The sequence below is a fragment of the Corynebacterium sp. ACRPS genome (genome assembly GCF_022346005.1).
In the GTDB taxonomy this organism is placed as follows: domain Bacteria; phylum Actinomycetota; class Actinomycetes; order Mycobacteriales; family Mycobacteriaceae; genus Corynebacterium.
Genome location: NZ_JAKRMY010000010.1, coordinates 37,425 through 60,999 on the forward strand (window position 1 = coordinate 37,425; position 23,575 = coordinate 60,999).

Consider the following 23,575-nt stretch of genomic DNA (forward strand, 5'->3'; position numbering starts at 1 on the left):
GCTATCCCATATTTTGGAGGTCCACAGTGAGTGCAGAGGAACTCGAAAACTACGAGGCAGAGGTAGAGCTGTCCCTTTACCGCGAATATCGCGATGTCGTCAGCCAGTTTTCTTATGTCGTAGAAACCGAACGACGATTCTACCTGGCCAATGCCGTAGAACTGATTCCCCATACCGCCGGGCCCGATGTGTACTACGAGGTGCGCATGTCCGATGCCTGGGTATGGGATATGTACCGTTCCGCCCGATTCGTGCGCTACGTCCGCGTCATTACCTACAAGGACGTCAATATCGAGGAACTGGATAAGCCGGATTTCATCATGCCGGACTAGGGAACTGGGCGCCTGTCAACTCGGCGCCCGCTTCATCCCGCCGCAGCTGTGGATAACTCTTCGTGATGCCGAAGTTATTCACATCCGCGGCGGTTTTCTGGTTTTCGGGCTTGCAGCCGGCCCGCATCCTGCGATGTTCTGTGCGTGCAGCACAAACAGCACGAAAGAAAAGGACGCCGCACATGCAATTTGCATCCGATAATCACCTCGCTACGAAGCACCCTCGGCACAGGCAAGAACTGGGCAAGCGGGGAGAATCATTCGCCGCGCGCTACCTCCGCGAGCGTGGCTCCGATATCATCGCCGCCAACGTCTCCTACCGAGTGGGAGAAATCGACCTTATTGCCCGCGAGCCCGATGGCACGATCGTCTTCGTAGAGGTAAAAACCCGCTCTACCGCGAGCTATGGCACAGCCGAGGCCGTGACTCCACACAAGCTTGCCCGCATGCGCAGGGCCGCCGTCCAGTGGCTAGACGGCAAGCCACTGGCCACCGTGCGCTTCGATGTCATAGCCCTCGTGGTCAAAGGCGAGGGTTTTGAACTAGAGCACTTTACGGGGGTCGACGATGGCTCTCGGTAAATGCTTAGCAGTCTCCCTGCACGGCGTGCTCGCCCGCGTCATCAACGTCGAAGCCAACGTAGGGCACGGCCTGCCCGGAATCCATGTGGTGGGGCATGCGGATACCGCGATATCTGAATCCCGCGACCGCATCAAGACCGCCGCCGCGAATTCCCGCCTGCCATGGCCGAAAACCAAGGTGATCGTGTCCATGTCGCCGGCCTCGCTCCCAAAATCAGGATCCCATTTTGACCTGCCTATGGCGCTTGCGATTCTCGCCGCCCACGTAGAACAGCACGGCGCTGACTACGCGCGTTCCGTGCAGTCACCCAGTCAGGTTCTTAAAGAAACCCTGGTGCTTGGGGAACTAGGCCTGGACGGCACGGTTAGAGCAGTACCCGGTATCATCCCAGCGCTTCTCGCTGCCCGCGAGGAGGGCATTTCTACGCTGGTCATTCCGCCAGGAAATGCTGCCGAGGCTACCCTCGTTCCCGATATGAATGTGCTGGTTGCAGCCACGCTCTTTGATGCCTTTGCGTGGGCGCTAGGAGAGCGCGACCTACCCCGCGCGGCCGAGTGCTGCTCTGACCAACTCGCACCGGCACCCACACAGGAACGGCTCGACTATTGCGATATAGCCGGCCAGCACCATGCAAAGTGGGCTGCAGAAGTCGCCGCCGCCGGTGGGCACCACCTGTTAATGATCGGCCCACCGGGCTCGGGGAAATCCATGATTGCCTCGCGATTGCCCAGCATTCTTCCGGCGCTAAGCCCAGACCAGATGGTAGAAACCACTGCCATCCACTCGCTGACGGGAACTCCCGGTGAAGTGGTGTCCCACGCACCCTTCATCGCCCCGCACTCTTCGGTTACCCGCGCGGCGCTCCTTGGTGGAGGAAGCGGCCATCCTCGCCCAGGCGCGGTGAGCTTGGCCCATAATGGGGTGCTCTTCCTCGATGAGGTCAGCGAGGTAAGCGCCCCAGTGCTCGACGGCATGCGCGCGCCTTTGGAAGAAGGCCATGTCCGCCTGGCACGCGCGCAGCAGGAGATTGACTACCCGGCGCGATTCCAACTGATTATGGCAGCCAACCCCTGTCGGTGCGCCGCCGAAGATCCCTCTAAATGTACGTGCAATCCGCATGACCGGCTTAATTATCTATCGAATCTCTCCGGGCCGTTGCGCGACCGCTTGGACATGGTGGTCACCCTCTCCGGACAGTCAGCCACCATCAATGCGGAGGGCGAAGAATCCTCTGCTGCCATTGCCGAGCGGGTCGCCGCGGCCCGCGACCGTGCCCGGGTGCGCTGGGCGGCCGACGGCATTCCCGCGCGCGTCAACGGCGCCGTGCCCTCGTCATATTTGCGCCGGCACCGCCCGGCTTCCGAGTCCGCCATGATCATGTTGTCTGCCTACCTCGCCGAGGGCGAGATTTCGCAGCGCGGCATCGACCGCGTCCTGCGCGTGTCGTGGACCTTGGCGGATTTGCACGGCAGCTCCACACCCGATCTTGCGGAAGTGGGCCAAGCCCTCGACCTTCGTTCGAGCCAGACGGTAGGGAGGATTTCGGCATGAGCGATCTTGATTTATCGACTCCACTTGCCACATGGGTATATCTCAATCGCGTGGTGGAAGGCCCGTCCGCCTCCTTGCAGGCCTTGCTGGAACATCATTCGGCCGAAGAGATTGCCCACGGGATTTATCACCGAGCCGATTGGATCGGTCCTCTTTTAGCCCGCACCGCCTCGCGGTTTGATTGGGTGCGGCAAAAAGAAGACCTCGCCGCCGCAGAGCGCGTGGGGGCGCGATTGATCACTGCCGATAGCCCCGAGTGGCCAGCCGAGGCGTTTTCTTCTGCCTTTGGCTTCTACCAGAATGGCGCGGATGCGCCGGCCACATTCGATGAGCAAGCGGTGCCGCCACATAGCTTGTGGGTACGCGGCTCAGCGCTTAAACCCGAGGTAGGGCAGGCCGTTGGAATCGTAGGCACGCGCGCCATTTCGCGCTACGGGTGGCAGGCAACCCAAAGCGTGGTCTCAGGCCTAGTGAATCATCAGTGGACTATCGTCTCCGGCGGGGCTTTGGGGGTAGATACCGTGGCGCATGAGACCGCCTTGCACAATGCGGGGCGCACTGTCGCGGTCGCCGCGTGCGGAATCGATAAGAATTATCCAGCCCGCAACGGTGGACTCTTTGATCAGATAGCCGATAATGGCTGCATCGTCTTCGAATTCGCTCCAGAGACTGCACCCAAGCGGCATCGCTTCCTCATTCGCAACCGCCTTGTTGCTGCGCTAAGCCAAGGAATCGTGGTCATGGAAGCGGCATATCGCTCGGGCGCGCTTAATACCCTCAACTGGGCAGAAGCCTTGGGGCGCGTTGCCATGGCCGTGCCGGGACCAATTACGACGAGCGGTTCGCTCGGGTGCCACCAGCGCATCCAGGATGGACGAGCCCAGTTGGTCGCCAGCGCCGACGAAGTCCGCGCCCTGGTGGGCCGCGCCGGGACGGTTGATCCGGAGGCGCAGTATGAAATGAATTTTGCGGCGTCTTTAACGCAGCGATTATCGCGGAATGAGCTGCGAGTCTTTGATGCGACCCCGCCGCCAGGAAGCCCTCCGGCTACTGCTGAAGATATTGCGCGGGACGCGGGATTCCGCCTGCCCCTCACCGTCCACTTATTGCTTGCCTTAGAGAAAATGTGTGTGATCGTGCGGGAGGGAAATAACTGGGTTCGCTTAGAGATGGGCTGAAAAGCAAGTAAACTCGTGGGGTATGAGTGATAAATGGAAGGCCGCAGTAAGTCGTGGCCCGGTCGGGCAGATGGACGAGGCTATCGAGGACTTCGCGGACTTCCAACTCCACGTCAAGGGCCGTGCGGAGGCCACGGTGCGTGGCTACCGCGCGGACTTAAAAAACCTGGCCCAAGACATCGATGCATTTGCGGACTTTAACCTCAATAACCTGCGCCAGTGGCTAGGAAACGCGGTCGCAGAAGGAAAGGCGCGCGCAACGCTGGCGCGCAGGACAGCCTCAGTTAAAGCCTTTTCTACCTGGGCGGAAAGGGAAGGCTACCTAAGCCGCGATGTTGCGGCACGATTGGTAACACCGAAGGTGGGACAGCATCTCCCGACGGTGATGGCCCCGCAACAGGCGGGCGAACTTGTGGGCAACGCCGTTTCTGTCGATGAAGCGCATTTTCAGCGCGATAGCGCGATTTTGGAGTTGCTCTATGCCACCGGAATGCGCGTGGCGGAATTGGTCCGCCTCGATATAGAAGACGTGGACTTTAAGCGGTCCACCGCACGTGTTACTGGTAAGGGAAATAAGCAACGGGTCGTGCCCTTTGGTGCCGCCGCAACCGATGCCCTGCAGCAGTGGATAGACGGCGGGCGTAAAGAAATGGCGCGGGGAGATACCCAGGCCATCTTTGTAGGCAGCAGGGGAGCGCGCATTGACCAGCGCCAGGTGCGGCGCATCGTGGACAAAGCCGCCACGGTCACCGGCACAAGTGGCCTAACCCCGCACGGGGTGCGCCACCTTGCGGCTACACATCTCTTAGAAGGCGGCGCGGACCTGCGCGTGGTCCAAGAGTTACTGGGGCACTCGTCTTTGAGTACCACGCAAATCTATACACATGTCTCCGCAAAGCGGCTAAAGCAGGTTTATTCCCAGGCCCACCCGCGGGCCTGAGTGATTCTTATAAAGGCTTGAGGCGGATAACCGGCATATCCAGCAGGCTTAAGGGGTCAATGTAGCTGTCCTTGGCAATCCGGGCGCCCCAATGCAGCCCTGGTGTGCCGTCTACTGGGTGGGCGAGCTTGCCTATAGTTTGGCCCTCGTGCACCGCTTGGCCTTGGGTGACGCTCGCGTGCACGGGTTGATACGTGGTGCGTATGCCATCTGCATGGTCGATCGAGATGACCGGGGTTCCGGCGACGGTGCCGACAAAAGCGACGGTGCCGGATTCGGCGGCGACGACGCGGCCGCCAATTCTTAGGGCCATATCGACGCCGCGGTGTCCCGCACTCCACTTATGCTCGGGCTTATCAAAGCCGCGCAGCACTCGCACCGGGCGCGGTTTACCCGAGGCGGGATCGACGTATGCGGCAGCGGGCGCGGCGCACAGTAGCACTAGCGCACCAGTGAGGATGGTGGCGAGGGTGGGGATAAGGGGGCATCGGCAAGCGGCGGTATTTCGTGGTCGTGGCAATAAGTGCATGTGGCACAGTGTGGTGCGCTGCGGTCAATAATGCCCGGCGAAAGGTGGACCGGCTGTGGATAAACCAGCAGCGGTGGGGCGGAAGAAACTCAAGTGACAACCGAGGTAAAACGCTCAAAGAAACTTGTGGAAAAGTGCTTGTTCGGTTTGGAAAATCCAGCTGGCTGGGATTATTGTCTTTCATAGCAGTGCGTCCGCTGGGAGTTAACCCTCACGGAGGCATTGACTACGCGCGACGAAGTTGTCGCATCCTGAGTTAAGGGTGTGGCGGTCCGACAGCTGACGCGGTCCTTGGAAACAAGGTGTTGGCAGGGCCTTCGTTGCTAGGGTGCGGAATAAAACACCGCACAATTGGAAAACCGAAAGACAATTAAAAGAAAGCGAGCGAATCATGGCAGTTGTAACCATGCGCGAGCTCCTCGACGCTGGTGTGCACTTTGGTCACCAGACCCGTCGCTGGAACCCGAAGATGCGTCGTTTCATCTTCACCGACCGTAACGGCATCTACATCATCGACCTGCAGCAGACGCTGACCTACATCGATGAGGCATACGAGTTCGTTAAGGAAACCGTCGCTCACGGTGGCACCATCCTTTTCGTTGGCACCAAGAAGCAGGCGCAGGAAGCAGTTGCTGAAGAAGCAACCCGCGTCGGCATGCCTTATGTTAACCACCGCTGGTTGGGCGGCATGCTCACCAACTTCCAGACCGTGTCCAAGCGCCTGAAGCGCATGAAGGAGCTTCAGGCAATGGATGAGCGCGAGGACGGCTACAAGGGCCGTACCAAGAAGGAAGTTCTGATGCTCAACCGCGAGCGCGCCAAGCTTGAGCGCGTTCTGGGCGGCATCTCCGAGATGGCCAAGACCCCGTCCGCACTGTGGATTGTTGATACCAACAAGGAGCACATCGCGGTTAAGGAAGCCCACAAGCTGAACATCCCGGTTGTTGCCATCCTGGACACCAACTGCGACCCGGATGACGTTGACTTCCCGATCCCAGGCAACGATGACGCAATCCGTTCCACCAAGCTGCTGTCCGGCATCGTGGCTTCCGCCGTCGAAGAGGGCAAGAAGGCTCGCGAGGAGCGCCAGCTCGCAGCCGCTAAGGAAGCTGCCGGCGATTCCGCAGAGAAGGAACAGCGCGATGCTGAGGCTGCTGCAGCCGCATCCGATCCTGCTTCTGCAGAAAAGGCTGAGGAAGCACCCGCAGACAAGCCTGCACAGTAGGCCTGCCTCTTGTGAGGATTCTTTCTTAACTGCACTTAATTGAATACCCCACGCACATTTTGGTGTGGGGCAGCTAGGGAATAATTCCTGTACAAGGCTGTTTACCTAACCCCTACCACCGTGTGCTACGGCGGTGGGGGTTACTTTTATCTATGCTGGAGGCGGCTAAACCTAGCCTCCGTACAATCGCATTGATGAAGGAAACTGGGGTAGATACCCCCACCCAAAGACGGCGCGAGACCGCTTCTTCGGCTACGCTGTCTCAACGAACACTGACTGATTTTCAAGGAGGATCGCCCTAACTATGGCGAACTACACTGCTGCAGACGTGAAGGCACTGCGCGAAGCAACTGGCTCCGGCATGCTCGATTGCAAGAAGGCGCTGGAAGAAAACGGCGGCGACTACGACAAGGCCGTTGAATTCCTGCGCATCAAGGGCGCAAAGAACGTGTCCAAGCGCGCTGACCGCGAGGCTACCGAGGGCCTCGTTGCCGTATCCGGTAACACCATGGTTGAGATCAACTGCGAGACCGACTTCGTGGCAAAGAACGAGGGCTTCCAGTCCTTCGCTAAGAAGATTGTTGAAGCTGCAGCCGCAGCCAAGGCTAACTCGCCGGAAGAACTCAACAACGTAGAGATCGACGGCCAGAAGGTCTCCGAGTTCGTTGACCAGGAGTCCGCAAAGACCGGTGAGAAGCTGCAGGCACGCCGTGCAGTCACCGTCGATGGCGACAACGTTGCTGTCTACCTGCACCAGCGCTCCGCTGACCTGCCTCCTGCAGTCGGTGTCTTGGTTTCCTACGAAGGCAACAAGGAAGGCGCACACGCTGCCGCTCTGCAGATTGCAGCTATGAACGCTGAGTACCTGAAGCGCGAAGACGTTCCTGCAGAGATCGTCGAGAAGGAGCGCTCCATCGCTGAGGCCACCACTCGCGAGGAAGGCAAGCCTGAGGCTGCGCTTCCAAAGATCGTGGAAGGCCGCCTGAACGGCTTCTACAAGTCCGTTGTTCTGCTGGAGCAGGCTTCCTTGTCCGATAACAAGAAGACCGTCAAGCAGGTCGCAGAAGAGGTCGGCACCACCATCACCGGCTTCGTCCGCTACGAGGTTGGCGCTTAAGCCTCAGCCGCTTTTTAGCCTTTAAAGCCCACGGGAGGTACACCCTCTCGGTGGGCTTTTCTGCTGTCTAGGGGCAATGGGGAAGGGGCGGCTGCCGGGCCGCGGTGCGGTGTGGGGAAGCGAGGGCAGTGTAGGTAAGATAGAAAAGAAATAAATCAGCCCCCGCAAAAGGAGACGATGAAGGCGTGACTTCTGCAGACGAGAAGCGAACCGGATACAAACGAGTAATGCTGAAACTCGGTGGCGAAATGTTTGGCGGCGGCAAGGTTGGCATCGACCCGGACGTTGTCGATAACGTCGCTCGCCAAATCGCTGAAGTGGCCGAGCAGGGCATCGAAATCGCCGTGGTGATCGGCGGCGGCAACTTCTTCCGCGGTGCAGAGCTTTCACAGCGCGGCATGGACCGCGCCCGGTCTGACTACATGGGAATGCTGGGCACGGTCATGAACTCGTTGGCCCTGCAGGACTTCTTGAAGCAAAAGGGCGTTGATTGCCGCGTGCAAACGTCTATCAACATGGCGCAAATCGCGGAGCCATACCTGCCACTGCGCGCTGACCGCCACTTGGAGAAGGGCCGCGTCGTTATTTTTGGTGCCGGCATGGGCATGCCGTACTTTTCCACGGATACCACCGCCGCGCAGCGTGCCCTGGAAATCGGAGCCGATGTCCTCTTCCTGGCCAAGGGTGTTGATGGCGTGTACTCCGACGACCCACGGACGAACCCCGATGCGGAGCTCTACACCCGAATCACTCCGCGCGAGGTTATTGAAAAGGGGCTCAAGGTAGCCGATGCAACCGCCTTTAGCCTGTGCATGGACAATGACATGCCGATTTTGGTCTTTAACCTCTTGGAAGAGGGGAATATTGCCCGCGCCGCAAGCGGCCAGCTTATCGGCACGCTGGTGCAGTTCTAATTCTAAAACGGCACAGAACCTGCTACCTTTTATACAGCTACCCCTCAACGTTGAAGGATGATTCAGCCTCATGATCGATGACATTCAGCTCGAAGCCGAAGAACACATGACCGCTTCCGTCGAGCACACCCGCGAGCAGCTGGTGACCATTCGCACCGGCCGCGCGAACCCGGCGATGTTCAACGGACTCATCGCGGAGTACTACGGTGCGCCGACCCCGATTACTCAGATGGCTACCATCTCCGTGCCAGAGCCGCGCATGTTGCTCATCAAGCCATACGAGCAGTCCATGATCCAAGAGATTGAAAACTCCATCCGCAATTCGGACCTGGGCGTTAACCCCACCAACGATGGCCACGTACTGCGTGTGACCGTTCCGCAGTTGACCGAGGAACGCCGTAAGGAAATGGTCAAGCTGGCCAAGAGCAAGGGCGAGGACGGCAAGATTGCCATCCGTAATATCCGCCGCAAGGCCATGGAACAGCTGAAGAAGCTCCAAAAGGATGGCGAAGAGGGCGAGGATGAGGTCCTTGCCGCAGAAAAGGAAATGGAAAAGATTACCGCTGGCTATGTCGAGCAGGTTGACAAGCTGGTGGAAAACAAGGAATCCGAATTGATGGAGGTCTAGGCCTTTTCCGCTGCCGCCGCGCCCACCTCGGCCGGCGGCGCTTTTCTGTACGTAGTATTTTTGTATAGGAAATAGATAAGCCCCGCGACGCGCATACAACGCCAAGTGAAAGGAGCCGGTCACGGTGAGTGACGCCTTGAACCGCCGATTGCCGCAGCCGAAAAATGGCCCTGGCCGTGACTTACCGGCGGCTATTGGAGTAGGCGTGGGGCTCGGCGCCCTCGTTGTCCTCGCCGTGTGGGCTGGCCCCTTGGCCTGGTATGCGGTGGTAGCCGTCGCCGTCGGCGGGGCCATGTGGGAAGTTCTTACCCGCCTGCGGGAGAACTCGTACTATATCCCGCGCACGCTGTTAATCATCTTGGGCCAGGCCATGGTGTGGATTTCCTGGCCGCTTGGCGCGCCCGGCCTCGTGGCCGTCTACGTCACCGCCGTACTCATTTTGATGTTCGGCAGGCTTTTCCATAATGGGCGGCATCGCCCACCCATCAATTATCTGCGGGACATGTCCGTCGGCATTTTCGTGCTGACGTGGATTCCGCTTTTCGCCACCTTTGCTGCGATGCTATCGCTGATTTCTACCCCGGTGGCCAGCGGCGCTGCTTCCATCGTGGTCTTTATGCTGTGCGTGGTCGCCTCCGATACGGGCGGCTATATCGTCGGCGTGATGTTTGGCTCCTACCCCATGGCACCGGCCGTGAGCCCGAAGAAATCCTGGGAGGGCTTTTGCGGCTCTATTGGCTTCGGCGTCATCGTTGGTGCCGTGTCCGTCCATTTCCTCTTGCATCATTCGGCGTGGATAGGCGCCTTGATGGGGCTCGGCCTTGTGATTTGCGCCTCGTTGGGTGACTTGGTGGAATCGCAGTTTAAGCGAGAGCTGGGCATTAAGGATATGTCCCACATCCTCCCCGGGCATGGTGGTTTGATGGACCGCCTTGATGGCATGCTTCCCTCTGCCATGGTTACCTGGGTGGCCATGAGCCTCATGGCAAATTTCGCGGTCTAAACCGAGTCGCAGTCACCGCGTATAAGGACTGCTGCGCATAAACCGCCGCTTCCCCTGTGCCACCGGAAATATCTCGAGGGCAGGGAGGAGAGCGGCGGTACGGCTCTTTTAGCCTTCGGCCTGCTTACGCAATTGGCGGCGCAATTCAAGCATCCGCCACACACCCACAAGCGCCATGATGAGCGCGCCGCCGATGGTAAACATCAGGTAGGCAATGCCCGCTGGGAACTGCCCCGACCAGCCCAGGAAGTTCATCGGCACTTCTTGCTGGTTTTGCATGATGAAGATGATCAACACGATCAGCAAGAGGAAGCCGACAATGAGCGCTGCCCAAGTGCTAGCGGCGAACGAGCCTTGGGCTTTTTGTGGTGCGGCAGCGGGCTCGGTGGTCCCAGCGTCGGCGCCGGCACCGGTGGAGACTTCCTTGTTTCCGGTTTCGGCCAAAGCGGCATTATCGCCTGCCGCGGTGGCCTCATCATTGGAGGCGGAAAAGTCATCTTCGGGGTATTTCGGATTGGTCATGTGTCCATTATTTCTGTAAACCCTTCCAAAATTCCACTTGGCTATAAATTGAGGCCTTCCCAATTGGAAAAGTACCGGTAAACCGTGGAAAGATGGGCGTTATTATGGCTCAACCAGTAAAACTTAACTTCTCCGCGCCGCGGCGCGGTCTGCCACCCAAGCACTTTGCAGATCTCTCTGAAAGCGAGCGCATCGATAAGCTCGCAGAAATTGGCCTACCTAAATTCCGTGCTAAGCAAATTGCCAAGCACTACTATGAGCATCTCACTGACGACGTCGAAGAGATGACGGATATCCCCGCCGGCAAGCGCGAGGAAGTCAAAGAGGCCTTCTTCCCTGAGCTCATGAAGCCTATTCGTACGACTTCTACCGACGATGGGGAAACCACCAAGTCCCTGTGGCGCTTGCACGACGGCACCTTATTGGAGTCCGTTCTGATGCGGTATCCTGGCCGCGCTACCTTGTGCATTTCTTCCCAGGCTGGCTGCGGAATGGCCTGCCCGTTCTGTGCTACCGGCCAGGGCGGACTAGACCGCAACCTTTCTACCGGCGAAATCGTCGAACAGTTCCGCCACGCAGCCGCAGCAATGGCGGCCGAAGGCGGGCGCTTATCCAATGTGGTCTTCATGGGCATGGGAGAGCCGCTGGCAAACTACAAGCGCGTGGTCCAGGCGGTGCGCCAGATTACCGGCCAGGATGGAACGGGCTTTGGGCTCTCGCAGCGCAATGTGACCGTATCCACCGTGGGTTTGGCACCTGCCATCCGCAAGCTCGCGGACGAAGACCTTGCCTGCACGCTTGCGGTGTCGCTGCACACCCCGGATGATGAGCTGCGCGATAGCCTGGTTCCGGTAAATAACCGCTGGTCCGTTGATGAGGTCCTCGACGCAGCACGGTACTACGCCGATAAATCCGTCCGCCGCGTATCTATCGAGTACGCCCTTATCCGGGATAAGAATGACCAGGATTTCCGCGCCGATATGCTAGGCCGCAAGCTGCACCAGAAGCTCGGCTCCAAGGTGCACGTTAACGTGATCCCTCTTAACCCGACCCCTGGCTCGGAGTGGGACGCAGCTCCTAAGACGCGGCTTGATGAATTCGTGCGCCGCGTCCAAGCACAAGGAGTGCCGTGCACTGTGCGCGATACTAAGGGCGATGAAATCGCGGCAGCCTGTGGCCAACTTGCCGCCGATGAACGAGAAGACATGTCGGCCTAAGAGCCCGCTGTCACAGTCACCTAGGCATTTTTGGATAAGTGCTTAGGTGGTTTTCTCGTTGTATTCTGCGTTTACACGTGCGGTGCAGTCAAACGCAGTACGGCTACGTACCCGGTAAAACCACGAAACCGCCGAGCCCCTCGCAATGAGGAGGATCGGCGGTTTTCCGTAGCTAGGATTATAGCGCGTGCTTGCCGGAGCTTACCTCGGCAGCGTCGGACGCGGAGTCAACGCGCAGGTGGGCTACGCGGGAAGGCTCGATATTCAACGCGCGCAGCTGGGAGTCGGTCAACTCGGTGTAGGCGCCAGAAACGGTCTTCTGGTCATAAGTCCAGTCCCGTTCTTGGTGGTCGGCCGGCTTATTATTAGCGGTGATGGTGCGCACCTGGTTGAGCTTCGGCTCGAAGGTGAAGATGAGCAGGCCCACAACCAACAGGACGGTCAGGGCGACGAGCCAGACGGTCTCCACGTGGCCCTTGTGGTTACCAAAGTTGAAACCAATCATGAAGATCACGGAGATCCAACCCGCGATTTGCACACCAGAGCGGCTGATGCGGGACCAACCGAAGCCTGCGGATGGAACATCTTCGGTAGAAACACCGTCATAAACCTGCGGTACCGGCTTGTGGGAAGACACTTGCTCTCCTTCGCTATCGCGTGTGTCCATTAATCGAGGGGGCACACCAATGCCATTTGACTGACACCTATTTTAAAACATCGTGGCTGCAAAGGCGATTAAACACCCCCGCCTGCTTGACCGGCTCCACCCCATAGCAGGGCGCGGTAAATGACCGCTAGGGTAGAGGGGTGACTACTCAGCGAATCCTTATCCTTGGCTCCACCGGCTCTATTGGCACGCAAGCATTAGAAGTAATTGCGGATAACCCCGATAAATTCGAGGTCGTGGGCATTGCCGCGGGCGGCTCTAACCCGCAGCAGATCATTGAGCAGGCCCGTAGTTTCCATCTTTCGTTTGACCACATTGCTGTGGCCCAGCCTGCGGCGGCTGCGGAGGTTTCTGCGGCTTTAGGCGGTACGGTACTTTCTGGTGATGGTGCTGCAGAAGAGCTGGTGCGCTCGGTTCCCGCCGATACCGTGCTCAATGCCCTAGTGGGCTCCCTCGGGCTTAAGGCCACTTTAGCCACGCTGGACATGGGCGAGTACCTCGCACTAGCGAATAAGGAGTCCTTGGTTGCCGGCGGCACGCTGGTCACGAAATCCGCGCGGCCAGGCCAGATCATCCCCGTGGATTCGGAGCATTCTGCGATGGCGCAATGCCTGCGCGCGGGCGAAGAGGGCGAGCTGGCGAAGCTCGTCCTCACGGCCTCGGGCGGCCCCTTCCGCGGCCAGACGCGTGAGCAGATGTGGGACGTTACCCCGCAGCAAGCCGCGCAGCACCCCACGTGGTCCATGGGGCAGATGAATACGCTGAATTCCGCCACCTTGATCAATAAGGGGCTCGAGCTCATTGAGGCCACGCTGCTTTTTGATATTGAGCCAGAGCGCATCGATGTCACAGTTCACCCGCAGTCGGTCATTCACTCTATGGCCACTTTTAAAGATGGTTGCACTATCGCCCAGGCTTCGCCGCCGTCGATGAAGCTGCCCATCTCCCTGGCGCTGAATTGGCCCCAGCGTGTGCCGGGGGCGCAGCCGGCGCTCGATTTTTCACAAGCGCATACGTGGCATTTTGAGCCGCTTGATGATGTTTCTTTTCCCGCCGTATCCCTCGCCCGCGAGGCCGCGGCGCAGGGAACTGGAGTGATTTATAACGCGGCCAATGAAGAGGCCGCTGCGGCCTTCTTGTCTGGTCGCATCCACTTCCCAGAGATTGTTGATGTTGTAGGCGAGATCCTCGGGGAGTCTTCCCAGTTTGCTGGTGTAGTCTCTACCCTCGATGAAATCCTCGCCGTAGAGGGTGAGGCTCGCAGGCGCGCGAATGCGCGCATTGACCGTTTAGCTGACTAGAAAGCTTTCTTTAATGGCAAATTTGCTGGGCATCGTGTTTTTCGCCCTTGGCATCGGGCTGACCGTGGCACTCCATGAGGCAGGGCATATGTTTACTGCCCGCGCCTTTGGTATGCGGGTGCGCCGGTATTTCATTGGTTTTGGCCCGCGCGTTTTCTCCTTCCGCAAGGGGCATACCGAATACGGCCTAGCCGCGTTCCCGGTGGGTGGATTTTGCGATATCGCCGGGATGACCGCGCAGGATGAATTCCTTACGGAGGAAGAAAAGCCCTATGCAATGTACAAAAAGCCTTGGTGGCAGCGCATCATCGTTCTTGCAGGTGGTATCGGCGTCAACCTGATCCTCGGCTTTGTCATCTTGTATTTCGTGGCGATGACTGCGGGGCTACCCAACCCAGATGCCGATGTGCGCCCGCGGGTGGGAGAGGTAACCTGCACCGCTGACCAAAAAGAAAACCAGGAGCTGGAATCATGCACCGGGAACGGGCCCGCTGGTAAGGCCGGTGTGCAGGAAGGCGATATCATTCTCGCGCTCGATGGCGAGCACCTAGATTCCTTTACGCAATTGCGCGATGAGGTCATGCAGCGCCCCGGCGAGACCGTGACTCTTACAGTAGAGCGAGACGGTGAGGAAAAAGATTTCTCCATCGAATTGGAAACGGTCAAGCGCCTGAATCAACAGGGCGAATTGGTCGACGCCGGTTCGATCGGGCTGAGCAATGAGGTCCTCGACATCGTCGAGAAGTATTCAGCAACGCAGGCGGTCCCCGCAACGTGGCATTTCACCACCTATTCGCTCGAGGCCACGGTGGAAGGAATCAAACAATTCCCCGCTAAGGTACCGGGCGTGGTGGCCTCCATCTTTGGCCACGAGCGGGATGTCAACGGGCCGATGTCTGTCGTCGGTGCATCGCGGGTTGGTGGCGAACTCGTGGAGCGTTCCCTGTGGGCATCGTTCTTCATGATGCTGGCGACGCTGAACTTCTTCCTCGCTCTGTTTAACCTCATTCCGCTGCCGCCCTTTGACGGCGGCCACATCGCGGTCATCTTGTATGAGAAGATCCGCGATGGCATTCGCAAATTGATGGGCAAGCAGCCGCTGGGTCCGGCCGATTACACCAGGCTTATGCCCATTACCTATGTCATGGCGGCCTTACTTATGGCGCTGGGCGTAGTGATAATCATCGCGGATGTGGTCAATCCGATCAGGCTATTTGGCTAGGTTCGTTAGCCCCTGTGCCCGCCGCTCGGCGTGAGTAGAGCGCCCAACGCTTAGCGCACGTGTACAGCGCGAGCGCGCACTTTAGCGCTTAACCATCTAGTGCTAGAGTGGGGACGTTCAACACTTATTGTGCAATAACATTTAGCAACGAGCCACGAGCTAGAAATAAGGAGCATTCATGTCTAGTCCTATCGGTCTAGGAATTCCTGACGGGCCTCCGCCAGTATTGCACCCGCGCCGGAAAACGCGGCAATTGCACGTAGGCCCAGTGGGCGTTGGTTCTGACTACCCAATTTCGGTGCAGTCGATGACTAATACCAAGACCCATGACATCAACGGCACCCTGCAGCAAATCGCACAGCTTACTGCCTCTGGCTGCGATATCGTGCGCGTGGCCTGCCCTAAGCCGGTGGATGCGGAGGCGCTGCCGGCCATCGCCAAGAAATCCCCGATCCCGGTCATCGCGGATATCCACTTCCAGCCCAAGTACATCTTCCAGGCTATCGATGCTGGCTGCGCGGCAATCCGCGTCAACCCCGGCAACATCCGTGAATTTGATGGCCGCGTTAAGGAAGTGGCGAAGGCCGCTGGCGATGCGGGAATCCCCATCCGCATCGGCGTCAATGGCGGTTCGTTGGATAAGCGCCTGTTGGAAAAGTACGGCAAAGCCACCCCAGAAGCGCTCGTGGAGTCCGCTATCTGGGAGGCGGGCCTGTTTGAGGAGCACGGCTTTGGCGATATCGCCATTTCCGTCAAGCACTCTGACCCCGTGCTGATGGTGGAGGCCTACCGCCAGCTGGCCGCGCAGACCGATTACCCACTGCACTTGGGTGTGACGGAAGCGGGCCCGAAGTTCATGGGCACCATTAAGTCCTCCGTCGCCTTCGGCGCCCTTTTGGCAGAAGGCATCGGCGATACGATTCGCGTTTCGCTCTCCGCCCCGCCGGAAGAAGAGGTCAAGGTGGGAGACCAGATTCTGCAGTCCTTCAACTTGCGCCCGCGCAAGCTGGAAATCGTCTCCTGCCCGTCGTGTGGCCGCGCGCAGGTGGACGTGTACAAGCTGGCGGAGGAAGTTACCGCCGGCCTCGAGGGCATGGAATTTCCCATCCGCGTTGCTGTCATGGGTTGCGTCGTTAACGGGCCGGGCGAGGCCCGCGACGCAGACTTGGGCGTGGCATCCGGTAACGGAAAAGGTCAGATCTTCGTCAAGGGCGAAGTGGTGCGCACCGTGCCGGAAGACAAAATCGTGGAAACCCTCATCGAAGAGGCAATGCGCATTGCGGATGAGGAAGGCCTCGAAGCCGTGGACGGCGCTAAGGCCGATGTCCGCGTGACGCAGTAAGCCGCGCGCCTCTACGCTAATTATTAATAGACTGCCCTGCACCTCGGTGTGGGGCAGTCTTTTTTGCTGCGTGCGCTGCTAATGTGCCAAAGCATGAAGAAGTTATTCGCACTGGTTGCTACAGTCTCGCTTGCTGCAACTGGTGTGGTTGCTTGTACCCCTAAGCCCGTATCTGCACAGCCGGTGGCAGAAGAGTTCATTGAAGGCATGGAGAGCCGAAATAACGAGGGCTTGGCAGAGCTTACGGATTCCCCCGATGACGCCACGCAGGCCCTCGATGCTTCTTACTCGGGTTTGCAGGCAGAGGGCCTCGATATTGAGCTCGAGGGGGTAAAGCAGGACGAAACCGTGGCCACGGCGGATTATAAGGTCACGTGGGATCTGCCCAAGGATCGCAGCCTGAGCTATACCACGCAGATGACCTTGACCAAGGCCGAAGATGAGTGGACGGTGCGGTGGAAGCCCAGCATTATTCACCCGGACCTGGGTGCGCACCAGCATTTGGAGCTGCGCGCCTTGGAAGCCACGCGCGCTAGCGTCGTCTCCTCCAACGGGGTGGAGCTGATGAGCCCCGGGCTGAATTACCGTGTCATCGTGGATACGAGCTCGCTTTCCGATGTCCGCCCCACGGCCTCCAAGGTCAGCAGCGCCCTTGCTGCGGCGCACCGCGAGGACGACTCGATCGCGGAGGTGGACGCCAAAGAGCTCGCCGAAAAGCTAGAAAAGGCAGATTCTGCCTATTCGGTGGGCCTTTATACAGAAGAGCAGGAGTCCGTCATCCGCGCCAAGATGGAGGGGATGGACGGCGTCCGCATTAATGAAGAACCCGCGCTGGTGACCCGGGACCGCGGCCTCGCACCCGATCTCTTATCGCGCGTGCGCTCGGCCGTCAATGACGAGCTCGACGGCGAGACCGGCTGGTCCATTGCCGTCGTCAATGAGAACGGTGCGGCGCTTTCCGATGTCGAAAAGCATGCGCCCGAGGCCGCCCCCTCCATCAAGGTGGGCTTGGATTATGACGTCCAACGCGCGGCCCAAGAGGCAGTGGATCAGCGCTCGGACGCCCAGGCCATGCTGGTGGCCATCCGGCCTTCCAATGGCGATATCCTGGCCGTCGCACAGACCGAGAAGGCGGACGAAGACGGCGACGTCGCCTTGCAAGGCCAATACCCGCCCGGCTCGGTTTTCAAGATCCTTACCGCCGCTGCGGCCGTAGAAAAACAAAACCTGAACACGGATACCATCGTTCCGTGCCCTGGCACGATGGATATCTATGGCCGCGTGGTGACCAACTACAACGCGTTTTCGCTCGGCAATGTGCCGTTAAGCCGGGCCTTCGCCCAATCGTGCAATACCACCTTCGCGGATATTTCTACCAAGCTGGCACCCGGTGAGCTGAAGGAAACCGGCAAGAAGTTTGGCTTCGGGGTGGATTATGAAATCCCCGGGCTCACCACTACGACCGGCTCGATTCCGGAGGGCAAGGAAGTACTGGAGCGTACCGAAGCCGGTTATGGTCAGGGCTACGACCTTGCCAGTCCGTTCGGCATGGCTATGGTTTCTGCCTCTGTGGCGGCGGGAAAGACCCCAACGCCGACGCTTATTGAGGGCCGCGAGACCAAGGCCTCGGATAAGCCGGCGCAGATTCCCGAGGACGTGTTGAATAACGTGCGCGGCATGATGCGCCAGGTGGTCACCAGCGGTACCGCTCGCGGAATACAAGCAGGCGGAACCATTTACGGCAAGACTGGTGAGGCCGAGATCAATGAAGGCTCGCACGCGTGGTTTACGGGCTACCGGGAAGAAGACGATATCGCCTTCGCCACGCTCGTCGTGCTGGGCGGTGGCTCTGAATCCTCGGTAGCCATTACGGATAACTTCTTGCGGAAGCTGGATGATTACCGCTCGCGTCCCAATGATGGCCCAGCGCCGATGGTCGAGTAATCCGCAGCCTCGGACGCGATACCCGGATACTGCGCTACGCGGTATGAGGACTACCATGGGCAATTATGAGTACTCGTGGAAAATTGAAGCCAGGTAAACCAACCCCCATCCGGCCGGTGCCAGAAGATATCGAGCGCCCGGAATATGTGTGGAAAGACGAGGTACAAGAGGCCATCGGCGAGCCTTTTGTACAGTCCCCCGAAGTGATTGAGAAGATGCGGGAGGCCTGCAAGATCGCGGCCAACGCGCTGAAGGAAGCCGGCAAGGCCGTAAAGCCTGGCGTAACGACGGATGAGGTCGACCGCGTGGCGCACGAGTATATGTGTGATCACGGCGCATACCCATCTACCTTGGGATACCGGGGATTTCCCAAGGGTAGCTGCGTTTCGCTGAATGAAATCGTCTGCCACGGCATTCCGGATACCACCGTGATTGAAGAAGGTGACATCGTCAATATCGATGTCACCGCTTATAAAAACGGCGTGCACGGCGATAATAACGCCACCTTCTTGGCCGGTGACGTATCAGAGGAGCACCGCCTATTAGTAGAGCGCACCAAAGAGGCAACGATGCGCGGCATTAAGGCCGCAAAGCCTGGCCGCGAGATTAACGTTATCGGCCGCGTTATCGAGTCATATGCCAAGCGCTTTGGTTATAACGTCGTGCGCGATTTCACCGGTCACGGTGTAGGACCCACCTTCCACAATGGGCTGGTGGTCTTGCACCACGATTCCACCACGTACCGCGACATCTTGGAACCGGGCATGACCTTGACGGTAGAGCCGATGATCAACCTGGGTTCGCTGGATTACGATATTTGGGATGATGACTGGACCGTGCAGAACCGGGACGGTAAGTTCACCGCCCAGTTCGAGCACACCTTGGTCATCACCGATGATGGCAATGAAATCCTGACCATCCCAGATGAGGATTAATCGCTAGGGCCCTTCTTCAAGGCCTAGGCACGGCGAAAGCCGCCTCCTTAACCGCCGCGCATGAATCTTTGCGCGTGGCCAGGGAGGCGGCTTTTACTATGGAATCTTAGCTACGGTGCCTTAGTCCCATTCGAGGCCCAAGAGGGCGTTTTCTACGACCTCAGGCAGGGCTGGGTGGATCCAGTACTGCTTGCGGGCAAAGTCCCGCAGGTCGATCTTGTAGGCCATTACGGTAATCAGCTGCTGGATCAGGGTGGAAGCCTGCGGGCCCATCAGGTGGGCGCCCAAGAGCTGGCCCGTCTTGCGGTCCGCAATCAGCTTGCAAATACCGGTGGTATCTTCCATGGCCCAGCCGTAGGCCACGTCGCCGAAGTTCTGAATCTTTACGGTGACATCGAAGCCCTGCTCCCGCGCTTCTTCTTCCTTCAAGCCCACAGAGGCGATCTGCGGGTGGGTGAAGATGGCGGCAGGAACATTGTCGTGCGGAAGATCCTGCAGATCCTCTGGGTGGAGCAGGTTGTGCTGGATGGTGCGGGCTTCGGCGTTGGCGACGTGCTTGAGCATGTAGGGCGAAGAGACATCGCCAAGCGCCCAGACGCCTTCTGCATCCGTGAGGCCATGAGCATCGGTGGAAATGCGGCCATTGTCCAGCAGCTTGATGCCGGCCTTGTCCACATCCATGAGATCGCCATTTGGCTTGCGGCCGGTGGCTACCAGGATGGCGTCTGCCTCGAGGGTTTCGCCATTATCGAGCTTCAGCTTTACGCCCTTGTCGGTTTCTTCCAGCTTGGTGCCGTTAGCAACCCGTATATCGAAACGCTCGCGGGCAATTTCGTTGAAGCGTGAAGAGATATCGGAATCGAGGTGGCGCAGCAAGGTCTCGCTGCGGTTGACCACGGTGACCTTGGTGCCGAGGCCATCGAATACGTGGGCAAATTCCATGGCGATATAGCCGCCGCCGACGATGATCAGGCTTTCTGGTTGGCGGTCCATCCGCATGATGTCTTCGTTGGTGTAGTACTTCACACCGGAATTGGCGTAGACCTCAGGGATTACCGGGCGGGAGCCGGTAGCAACAACGATCTGATCGGCGCTGATGACGTGATCGCCGGTCTGGATGGTCTTAGAGCCGACGAAGCGTGCGTGCTCGTCGTAGACGGTGATATTCGGGGTCTTGTCGCCGCGACGGTAGTCCTCGCCGCTTTGGGCGATCTGGTCAATGCGGTTGTGGAAGACGCGCTCCACAATGGAGTTCCACTCCACGTTGTTGACCTGGGCGTCAATGCCGAGGCGCTCGCCTTCGCGGGCGGCGAGGGCGACATCGGCTGCGTAGACGTACATCTTGGTGGGGATGCAGCCGACATTCAGGCAGGTGCCACCGAAGCGGCCCTTTTCAATGATGGCAATCTTCTTATCGTGAAAATCGCGGTTGGCAATGGAGTTGCCGGAACCGGTGCCAATGATGATGAGGTCGTAGTGTTCCTCAGCGGCCGGAGTATTTGCTGTATCAATTGTGGTCATATTTGTACCTTAATCCATGTGTCCAATTTGGGTATTTATGCTGGTGTGGGCGCTTCCACAATGGTGGGAAGCCACGCATCGCACGCCGCGAAGGCCTCTTCTAAGGGGTGGGGGAGGGATAAAAAGACATCGTGGCGCGCGCCTTCGATGGAACGCAGCGTGTAGTGCGCATTGAGCTCTTTTGCCCACCGTCGGGTCTGTGCGACATCGATGATGCAATCGGCATGATTGACCGCATCGCAGTAGGGCGTGCCCAATAGCGAGCGGGTAGATTGCAGCGTCAATACGGGGACCCCGGCATTAATGCGGCCGCTGTGTATGGCGTCAAAACCGTGGAAGACGGCGGCCAGCCAGCCGATATATTTCTTATGCCCGGCTAATGGTTTCAGGCTGAGGTCGTAGTCCCACTCGCCGTAGAAGTCGCTGTGCACCGATTCGCCATAGGCAGTGAGGTTGCCCCCAGGCAAGGCGATCTTGGGTGCGATCTTGGCGGTGGAGTATATCGCCGGCTTCAGCGCTGATACGGCCCAGCTGGGAACGTCCATCATGTCCAGCCAGGGGCTATTGAGGATGAGGCCCTTCAGGCGGGAGAAGCGCTCCGCGTCATGGCGGCGTAAGAAGTCCATCCACAGCGGCGCAATCAGGCCACCGGTGGAGTGGGAGATAACGATTACCTCGTCGTTTGTAATGGCATCGAGGGCTGCGGAAAGATCCGCGTTATATAAGGACAAGTCCGAAACGTAGTGCCAGGACTGGCCCGGGCGGTGCGATCGGCCGCATTTGCGCAGGTCAACCGCGTAGAAGTCATAGCCTTGTGCCGCGAAGTGCTGTGCGACGTGCGTTTGGAAGAAGTAGTCAGTCATCCCGTGCAGCCATACCAAGGCCGGGCGGGAAGTGGCAGAAGGCGAAGAAGGATCGGCGGGGCCCGAATCCGTGGAGCCTGCGGCCGAGCCTGGCGCATAGCGGACGAGGGTGGTGACAATATCCCCCTCGCCATCGGGATCGGGGCCAAGGTCGAGGGTGGCTGATTGAAAATCGGGGCCGAGGATATCGGGCCCCCATGACGGAGTTGCTGTAGCCATGACACGAGTCTAGTCAACAGTTGGTCGTCACTACGGTAGCTGCGTGACCTGCCATTATTTCAGTGAAATGTGAACTGTATAACAGGTCGCCCCATATTGTGGTGACCAGGGTGGGGGAGAAAAACCAATCGAGAAAAGAAAAGCGTAAGGTAAGGCGTTAATGCGTGACACATCGGCAGGTTGGCTGTGCACAACAGTCGCGGTGTGGGGCGCAAAGCGCTTAAAATATATGGTGCAGAACGCGCCGATGTATATAAATTTTCAATTCGAAGAGGTTATAACACAGTGTCCTCAGCAAAGAAGACAGCACAAGTTGTAGATGAGGTCGATGTCGCACTGGTCGGTGCCGGCATCATGAGCGCCACTCTGGGCGCTATGCTCCGCGAGTTGGAGCCGAGCTGGACCCAGATGATCTTTGAGCGCCTTGATGGCCCCGCCCTGGAATCCTCCTCGCCGTGGAATAACGCTGGTACCGGCCACTCCGCCCTGTGCGAGCTCAACTACACACCAGAGAAGAACGGCCGCATCGATATCTCTAAGGCCATTGCGACCAACGAGAAGTTCCAGAAGTCGCGCCAGTTCTGGTCCCACCAGCTCAACAACGGCATCCTGACTGAACCCAGCGAGTTCATCAACCCAGTCCCGCACGTCTCCTTCGCCCAGGGCGAAATCCAGGCGGACTACCTGAAGCGCCGCTACGAGGTGCTGAGTGAAAAGCACATGTTCCCCGGCATGCAGTTCTCTGATGACGAATCCACCTTTGCGGAGAAGCTGCCGCTCATGGCGGACGGCCGCGACTTTTCCAATAAGGTCGCTATCTCTTGGACCGAAGTCGGCACCGACGTGAACTTCGGCGCCCTGGCCAAGCAGTTCCTGACCGCGGCGCGCGCATCTGGCACGGAGATCCGTTACGGCCACGAGGTCTTCGATATCGACCGCGACGGAAACGACTGGAAGGTTTATTCCAAGAACAAGCACACTGGCGATATCACCGTGGTGAAGGCGAAGTTCGTCTTCGTCGGTGCCGGCGGCTACGCCCTGGACTTGCTCCGCAAGGCAAAGGTGAAGGAAGTAGCTGGCTACGCCGGATTCCCCATTTCCGGCCTGTGGCTGCGCGCCAAGAATCCGGAGCTCATTGAGCAGCACCAGGCTAAGGTTTACGGTAAGGCAGCGGTGGGTGCTCCTCCGATGTCCGTGCCGCACCTGGATACCCGCGTTATCGACGGCGAGAAGGGCCTGCTGTTTGGCCCGTACGGCGGCTGGAGCCCGAAGTTCTTGAAGAAGGGTTCCTACCTGGATCTCTTCAAGTCCATCCGCCCGGATAACATCACCTCCTACCTGGGCGTTGCCGTGCAGGAATTCGGCCTGACCAAGTACCTCATTGATGAGGTGCGCAAGGACTTCTCTGACCGCGTTGATTCCCTCCGCGAATACGTCCCGAATGCGAAGGAAAGTGACTGGGAAACCGTGATTGCCGGCCAGCGCGTACAGGTCATCAAGCCTGCTGGTGCACCGCGCTTTGGCTCCCTCGAGTTTGGTACCGCCTTGGTTAATAACCAGGAGGGCAATATTGCCGGCCTGCTCGGTGCTTCCCCGGGTGCTTCGATTGCCCCAGCCGTCATGCTGGAGCTGCTGGAGCGTTGCTTTGGCGAGCGCATGATTGACTGGAGCGATAAGATTCGCGAGATGGTCCCGTCCTACGGCATGAAGCTGGCCAATGATGAGGACTTCTACAACGAGATGTGGGAATACACCCAGAAGACGCTGAAGCTAGAGCGCTAAAACGCCTTCGGCTGGGACTAAGTCCCAGCCCGTGCCCTCCG

Annotated in this window: 22 protein-coding genes; 17 read left to right on the forward strand and 5 right to left on the reverse strand. The window is 58.8% G+C overall.

Annotation, left to right across the window (positions count from 1 at the left end; all coding sequences use genetic code 11):
• The first annotated feature begins 26 nt into the window (after window positions 1–26).
• The 5 genes from MHX65_RS07170 (at window position 27) to MHX65_RS07190 (ending at window position 4,583) form a co-directional block, all read left to right on the forward strand.
• Window positions 27–332, forward strand: coding sequence for a DUF2469 domain-containing protein (locus MHX65_RS07170; protein ID WP_005278666.1), 306 nt, complete (start codon window positions 27–29; stop codon window positions 330–332).
• Window positions 333–514: 182 nt separating this feature from the next.
• On the forward strand, window positions 515–913 hold the full coding sequence (locus tag MHX65_RS07175) for a YraN family protein (RefSeq protein WP_239269474.1): 399 nt from the start codon (window positions 515–517) through the stop codon (window positions 911–913).
• Window positions 900–2,465: a YifB family Mg chelatase-like AAA ATPase gene (locus MHX65_RS07180; RefSeq protein WP_239269475.1), complete on the forward strand. Its 1,566-nt coding sequence runs from the start codon at window positions 900–902 to the stop codon at window positions 2,463–2,465. The genes MHX65_RS07175 and MHX65_RS07180 overlap by 14 nt, the downstream gene beginning before the upstream one ends.
• Window positions 2,462–3,643: a DNA-processing protein DprA gene (dprA, locus tag MHX65_RS07185; protein ID WP_239269476.1), complete on the forward strand. Its 1,182-nt coding sequence runs from the start codon at window positions 2,462–2,464 to the stop codon at window positions 3,641–3,643. Before MHX65_RS07180 ends, dprA begins: the two co-directional genes overlap by 4 nt.
• Window positions 3,644–3,665: 22 nt before the next feature.
• Window positions 3,666–4,583 carry a tyrosine recombinase XerC gene (locus MHX65_RS07190; RefSeq protein ID WP_239269477.1) on the forward strand — a complete coding sequence of 306 codons (918 nt, stop codon included), beginning with the start codon at window positions 3,666–3,668 and terminating at the stop codon, window positions 4,581–4,583.
• Window positions 4,584–4,590: 7 nt separating this feature from the next.
• Here the strand turns inward: MHX65_RS07190 and MHX65_RS07195 are convergent, their stop codons facing one another.
• Complete coding sequence (locus MHX65_RS07195) at window positions 4,591–5,112, reverse strand: M23 family metallopeptidase (RefSeq protein ID WP_239269478.1); 522 nt, start codon at window positions 5,110–5,112, stop codon at window positions 4,591–4,593.
• Between the two features lie 391 nt (window positions 5,113–5,503).
• On the opposite strand from MHX65_RS07195, the gene rpsB reads away from it, so the two are divergent.
• The 5 genes from rpsB (at window position 5,504) to MHX65_RS07220 (ending at window position 9,999) form a co-directional block, all read left to right on the forward strand.
• The gene (rpsB, locus tag MHX65_RS07200; RefSeq protein ID WP_005278684.1) at window positions 5,504–6,337 is read left to right on the forward strand and encodes a 30S ribosomal protein S2; all 834 of its coding nucleotides are present in this window, start codon (window positions 5,504–5,506) and stop codon (window positions 6,335–6,337) included.
• Window positions 6,338–6,641: 304 nt separating this feature from the next.
• Window positions 6,642–7,454 carry a translation elongation factor Ts gene (tsf, locus tag MHX65_RS07205; protein ID WP_239269479.1) on the forward strand — a complete coding sequence of 271 codons (813 nt, stop codon included), beginning with the start codon at window positions 6,642–6,644 and terminating at the stop codon, window positions 7,452–7,454.
• Window positions 7,455–7,681: 227 nt separating this feature from the next.
• Window positions 7,682–8,368: a UMP kinase gene (gene pyrH / locus MHX65_RS07210; protein WP_239269543.1), complete on the forward strand. Its 687-nt coding sequence runs from the start codon at window positions 7,682–7,684 to the stop codon at window positions 8,366–8,368.
• 70 nt (window positions 8,369–8,438) lie between these two features.
• Window positions 8,439–8,996 carry a ribosome recycling factor gene (frr, locus tag MHX65_RS07215; RefSeq protein WP_005278690.1) on the forward strand — a complete coding sequence of 186 codons (558 nt, stop codon included), beginning with the start codon at window positions 8,439–8,441 and terminating at the stop codon, window positions 8,994–8,996.
• Window positions 8,997–9,120: 124 nt separating this feature from the next.
• On the forward strand, window positions 9,121–9,999 hold the full coding sequence (locus MHX65_RS07220; RefSeq protein ID WP_239269480.1) for a phosphatidate cytidylyltransferase: 879 nt from the start codon (window positions 9,121–9,123) through the stop codon (window positions 9,997–9,999).
• Between the two features lie 108 nt (window positions 10,000–10,107).
• Here the strand turns inward: MHX65_RS07220 and MHX65_RS07225 are convergent, their stop codons facing one another.
• The gene (locus MHX65_RS07225) at window positions 10,108–10,521 is read right to left on the reverse strand and encodes a LapA family protein (RefSeq protein ID WP_239269481.1); all 414 of its coding nucleotides are present in this window, start codon (window positions 10,519–10,521) and stop codon (window positions 10,108–10,110) included.
• Window positions 10,522–10,625: 104 nt separating this feature from the next.
• On the opposite strand from MHX65_RS07225, the gene rlmN reads away from it, so the two are divergent.
• Window positions 10,626–11,738, forward strand: coding sequence for a 23S rRNA (adenine(2503)-C(2))-methyltransferase RlmN (gene rlmN / locus MHX65_RS07230; RefSeq protein WP_239269482.1), 1,113 nt, complete (start codon window positions 10,626–10,628; stop codon window positions 11,736–11,738).
• A 178-nt stretch (window positions 11,739–11,916) separates the two neighbouring features.
• Here the strand turns inward: rlmN and MHX65_RS07235 are convergent, their stop codons facing one another.
• The gene (locus MHX65_RS07235) at window positions 11,917–12,405 is read right to left on the reverse strand and encodes a DUF2631 domain-containing protein (RefSeq protein ID WP_239269483.1); all 489 of its coding nucleotides are present in this window, start codon (window positions 12,403–12,405) and stop codon (window positions 11,917–11,919) included.
• Between the two features lie 140 nt (window positions 12,406–12,545).
• Between MHX65_RS07235 and dxr the strand changes: the two genes are divergently transcribed.
• The 5 genes from dxr to map all read left to right on the forward strand — a co-directional run bounded on the left by dxr (window position 12,546) and on the right by map (window position 19,149).
• A complete protein-coding gene (gene dxr, locus MHX65_RS07240; protein ID WP_239269484.1) occupies window positions 12,546–13,706 on the forward strand; it encodes a 1-deoxy-D-xylulose-5-phosphate reductoisomerase in 1,161 nt (386 codons plus the stop codon).
• Window positions 13,707–13,719: 13 nt separating this feature from the next.
• The gene (locus MHX65_RS07245; protein ID WP_239269485.1) at window positions 13,720–14,928 is read left to right on the forward strand and encodes a M50 family metallopeptidase; all 1,209 of its coding nucleotides are present in this window, start codon (window positions 13,720–13,722) and stop codon (window positions 14,926–14,928) included.
• Between the two features lie 178 nt (window positions 14,929–15,106).
• Window positions 15,107–16,270, forward strand: coding sequence for a flavodoxin-dependent (E)-4-hydroxy-3-methylbut-2-enyl-diphosphate synthase (ispG, locus tag MHX65_RS07250; protein WP_239269486.1), 1,164 nt, complete (start codon window positions 15,107–15,109; stop codon window positions 16,268–16,270).
• Window positions 16,271–16,363: 93 nt separating this feature from the next.
• Window positions 16,364–18,214, forward strand: coding sequence for a penicillin-binding transpeptidase domain-containing protein (locus MHX65_RS07255; RefSeq protein WP_239269487.1), 1,851 nt, complete (start codon window positions 16,364–16,366; stop codon window positions 18,212–18,214).
• 65 nt (window positions 18,215–18,279) lie between these two features.
• Window positions 18,280–19,149 carry a type I methionyl aminopeptidase gene (gene map / locus MHX65_RS07260; RefSeq protein ID WP_005283598.1) on the forward strand — a complete coding sequence of 290 codons (870 nt, stop codon included), beginning with the start codon at window positions 18,280–18,282 and terminating at the stop codon, window positions 19,147–19,149.
• Window positions 19,150–19,269: 120 nt separating this feature from the next.
• Here map and mtr read toward each other — a convergent pair whose 3' ends face one another.
• Both mtr and MHX65_RS07270 read right to left on the reverse strand, forming a co-directional pair.
• The gene (mtr, locus tag MHX65_RS07265) at window positions 19,270–20,670 is read right to left on the reverse strand and encodes a mycothione reductase (protein ID WP_239269488.1); all 1,401 of its coding nucleotides are present in this window, start codon (window positions 20,668–20,670) and stop codon (window positions 19,270–19,272) included.
• A 35-nt stretch (window positions 20,671–20,705) separates the two neighbouring features.
• Window positions 20,706–21,752, reverse strand: a complete 1,047-nt coding sequence (locus MHX65_RS07270) for an alpha/beta hydrolase (RefSeq protein ID WP_239269489.1) — start codon at window positions 21,750–21,752, stop codon at window positions 20,706–20,708.
• A 285-nt stretch (window positions 21,753–22,037) separates the two neighbouring features.
• Between MHX65_RS07270 and mqo the strand changes: the two genes are divergently transcribed.
• Window positions 22,038–23,534: a malate dehydrogenase (quinone) gene (gene mqo / locus MHX65_RS07275; protein WP_005278731.1), complete on the forward strand. Its 1,497-nt coding sequence runs from the start codon at window positions 22,038–22,040 to the stop codon at window positions 23,532–23,534.
• Window positions 23,535–23,575 lie beyond the last annotated feature (41 nt).

Excerpts from the sequence above, each read along its gene's own strand:
- MHX65_RS07175 (WP_239269474.1), top strand. The coding sequence starts at position 515 with ATGCAATTTGCATCCGATAATCACCTCGCTACGAAGCACCCTCGGCAC.
- MHX65_RS07180 (WP_239269475.1), top strand. The coding sequence starts at position 900 with ATGGCTCTCGGTAAATGCTTAGCAGTCTCCCTGCACGGCGTGCTCGCC.
- dprA (WP_239269476.1), top strand. The coding sequence starts at position 2,462 with ATGAGCGATCTTGATTTATCGACTCCACTTGCCACATGGGTATATCTC.
- MHX65_RS07190 (WP_239269477.1), top strand. The coding sequence starts at position 3,666 with ATGAGTGATAAATGGAAGGCCGCAGTAAGTCGTGGCCCGGTCGGGCAG.
- MHX65_RS07195 (WP_239269478.1), bottom strand. The coding sequence starts at position 5,112 with ATGCACTTATTGCCACGACCACGAAATACCGCCGCTTGCCGATGCCCC.
- rpsB (WP_005278684.1), top strand. The coding sequence starts at position 5,504 with ATGGCAGTTGTAACCATGCGCGAGCTCCTCGACGCTGGTGTGCACTTT.
- tsf (WP_239269479.1), top strand. The coding sequence starts at position 6,642 with ATGGCGAACTACACTGCTGCAGACGTGAAGGCACTGCGCGAAGCAACT.
- pyrH (WP_239269543.1), top strand. The coding sequence starts at position 7,682 with ATGCTGAAACTCGGTGGCGAAATGTTTGGCGGCGGCAAGGTTGGCATC.
- frr (WP_005278690.1), top strand. The coding sequence starts at position 8,439 with ATGATCGATGACATTCAGCTCGAAGCCGAAGAACACATGACCGCTTCC.
- MHX65_RS07225 (WP_239269481.1), bottom strand. The coding sequence starts at position 10,521 with ATGACCAATCCGAAATACCCCGAAGATGACTTTTCCGCCTCCAATGAT.
- rlmN (WP_239269482.1), top strand. The coding sequence starts at position 10,626 with ATGGCTCAACCAGTAAAACTTAACTTCTCCGCGCCGCGGCGCGGTCTG.
- MHX65_RS07235 (WP_239269483.1), bottom strand. The coding sequence starts at position 12,405 with ATGGACACACGCGATAGCGAAGGAGAGCAAGTGTCTTCCCACAAGCCG.
- MHX65_RS07245 (WP_239269485.1), top strand. The coding sequence starts at position 13,720 with ATGGCAAATTTGCTGGGCATCGTGTTTTTCGCCCTTGGCATCGGGCTG.
- ispG (WP_239269486.1), top strand. The coding sequence starts at position 15,107 with ATGTCTAGTCCTATCGGTCTAGGAATTCCTGACGGGCCTCCGCCAGTA.
- MHX65_RS07255 (WP_239269487.1), top strand. The coding sequence starts at position 16,364 with ATGAAGAAGTTATTCGCACTGGTTGCTACAGTCTCGCTTGCTGCAACT.
- map (WP_005283598.1), top strand. The coding sequence starts at position 18,280 with ATGAGTACTCGTGGAAAATTGAAGCCAGGTAAACCAACCCCCATCCGG.
- mtr (WP_239269488.1), bottom strand. The coding sequence starts at position 20,670 with ATGACCACAATTGATACAGCAAATACTCCGGCCGCTGAGGAACACTAC.
- MHX65_RS07270 (WP_239269489.1), bottom strand. The coding sequence starts at position 21,752 with ATGGCTACAGCAACTCCGTCATGGGGGCCCGATATCCTCGGCCCCGAT.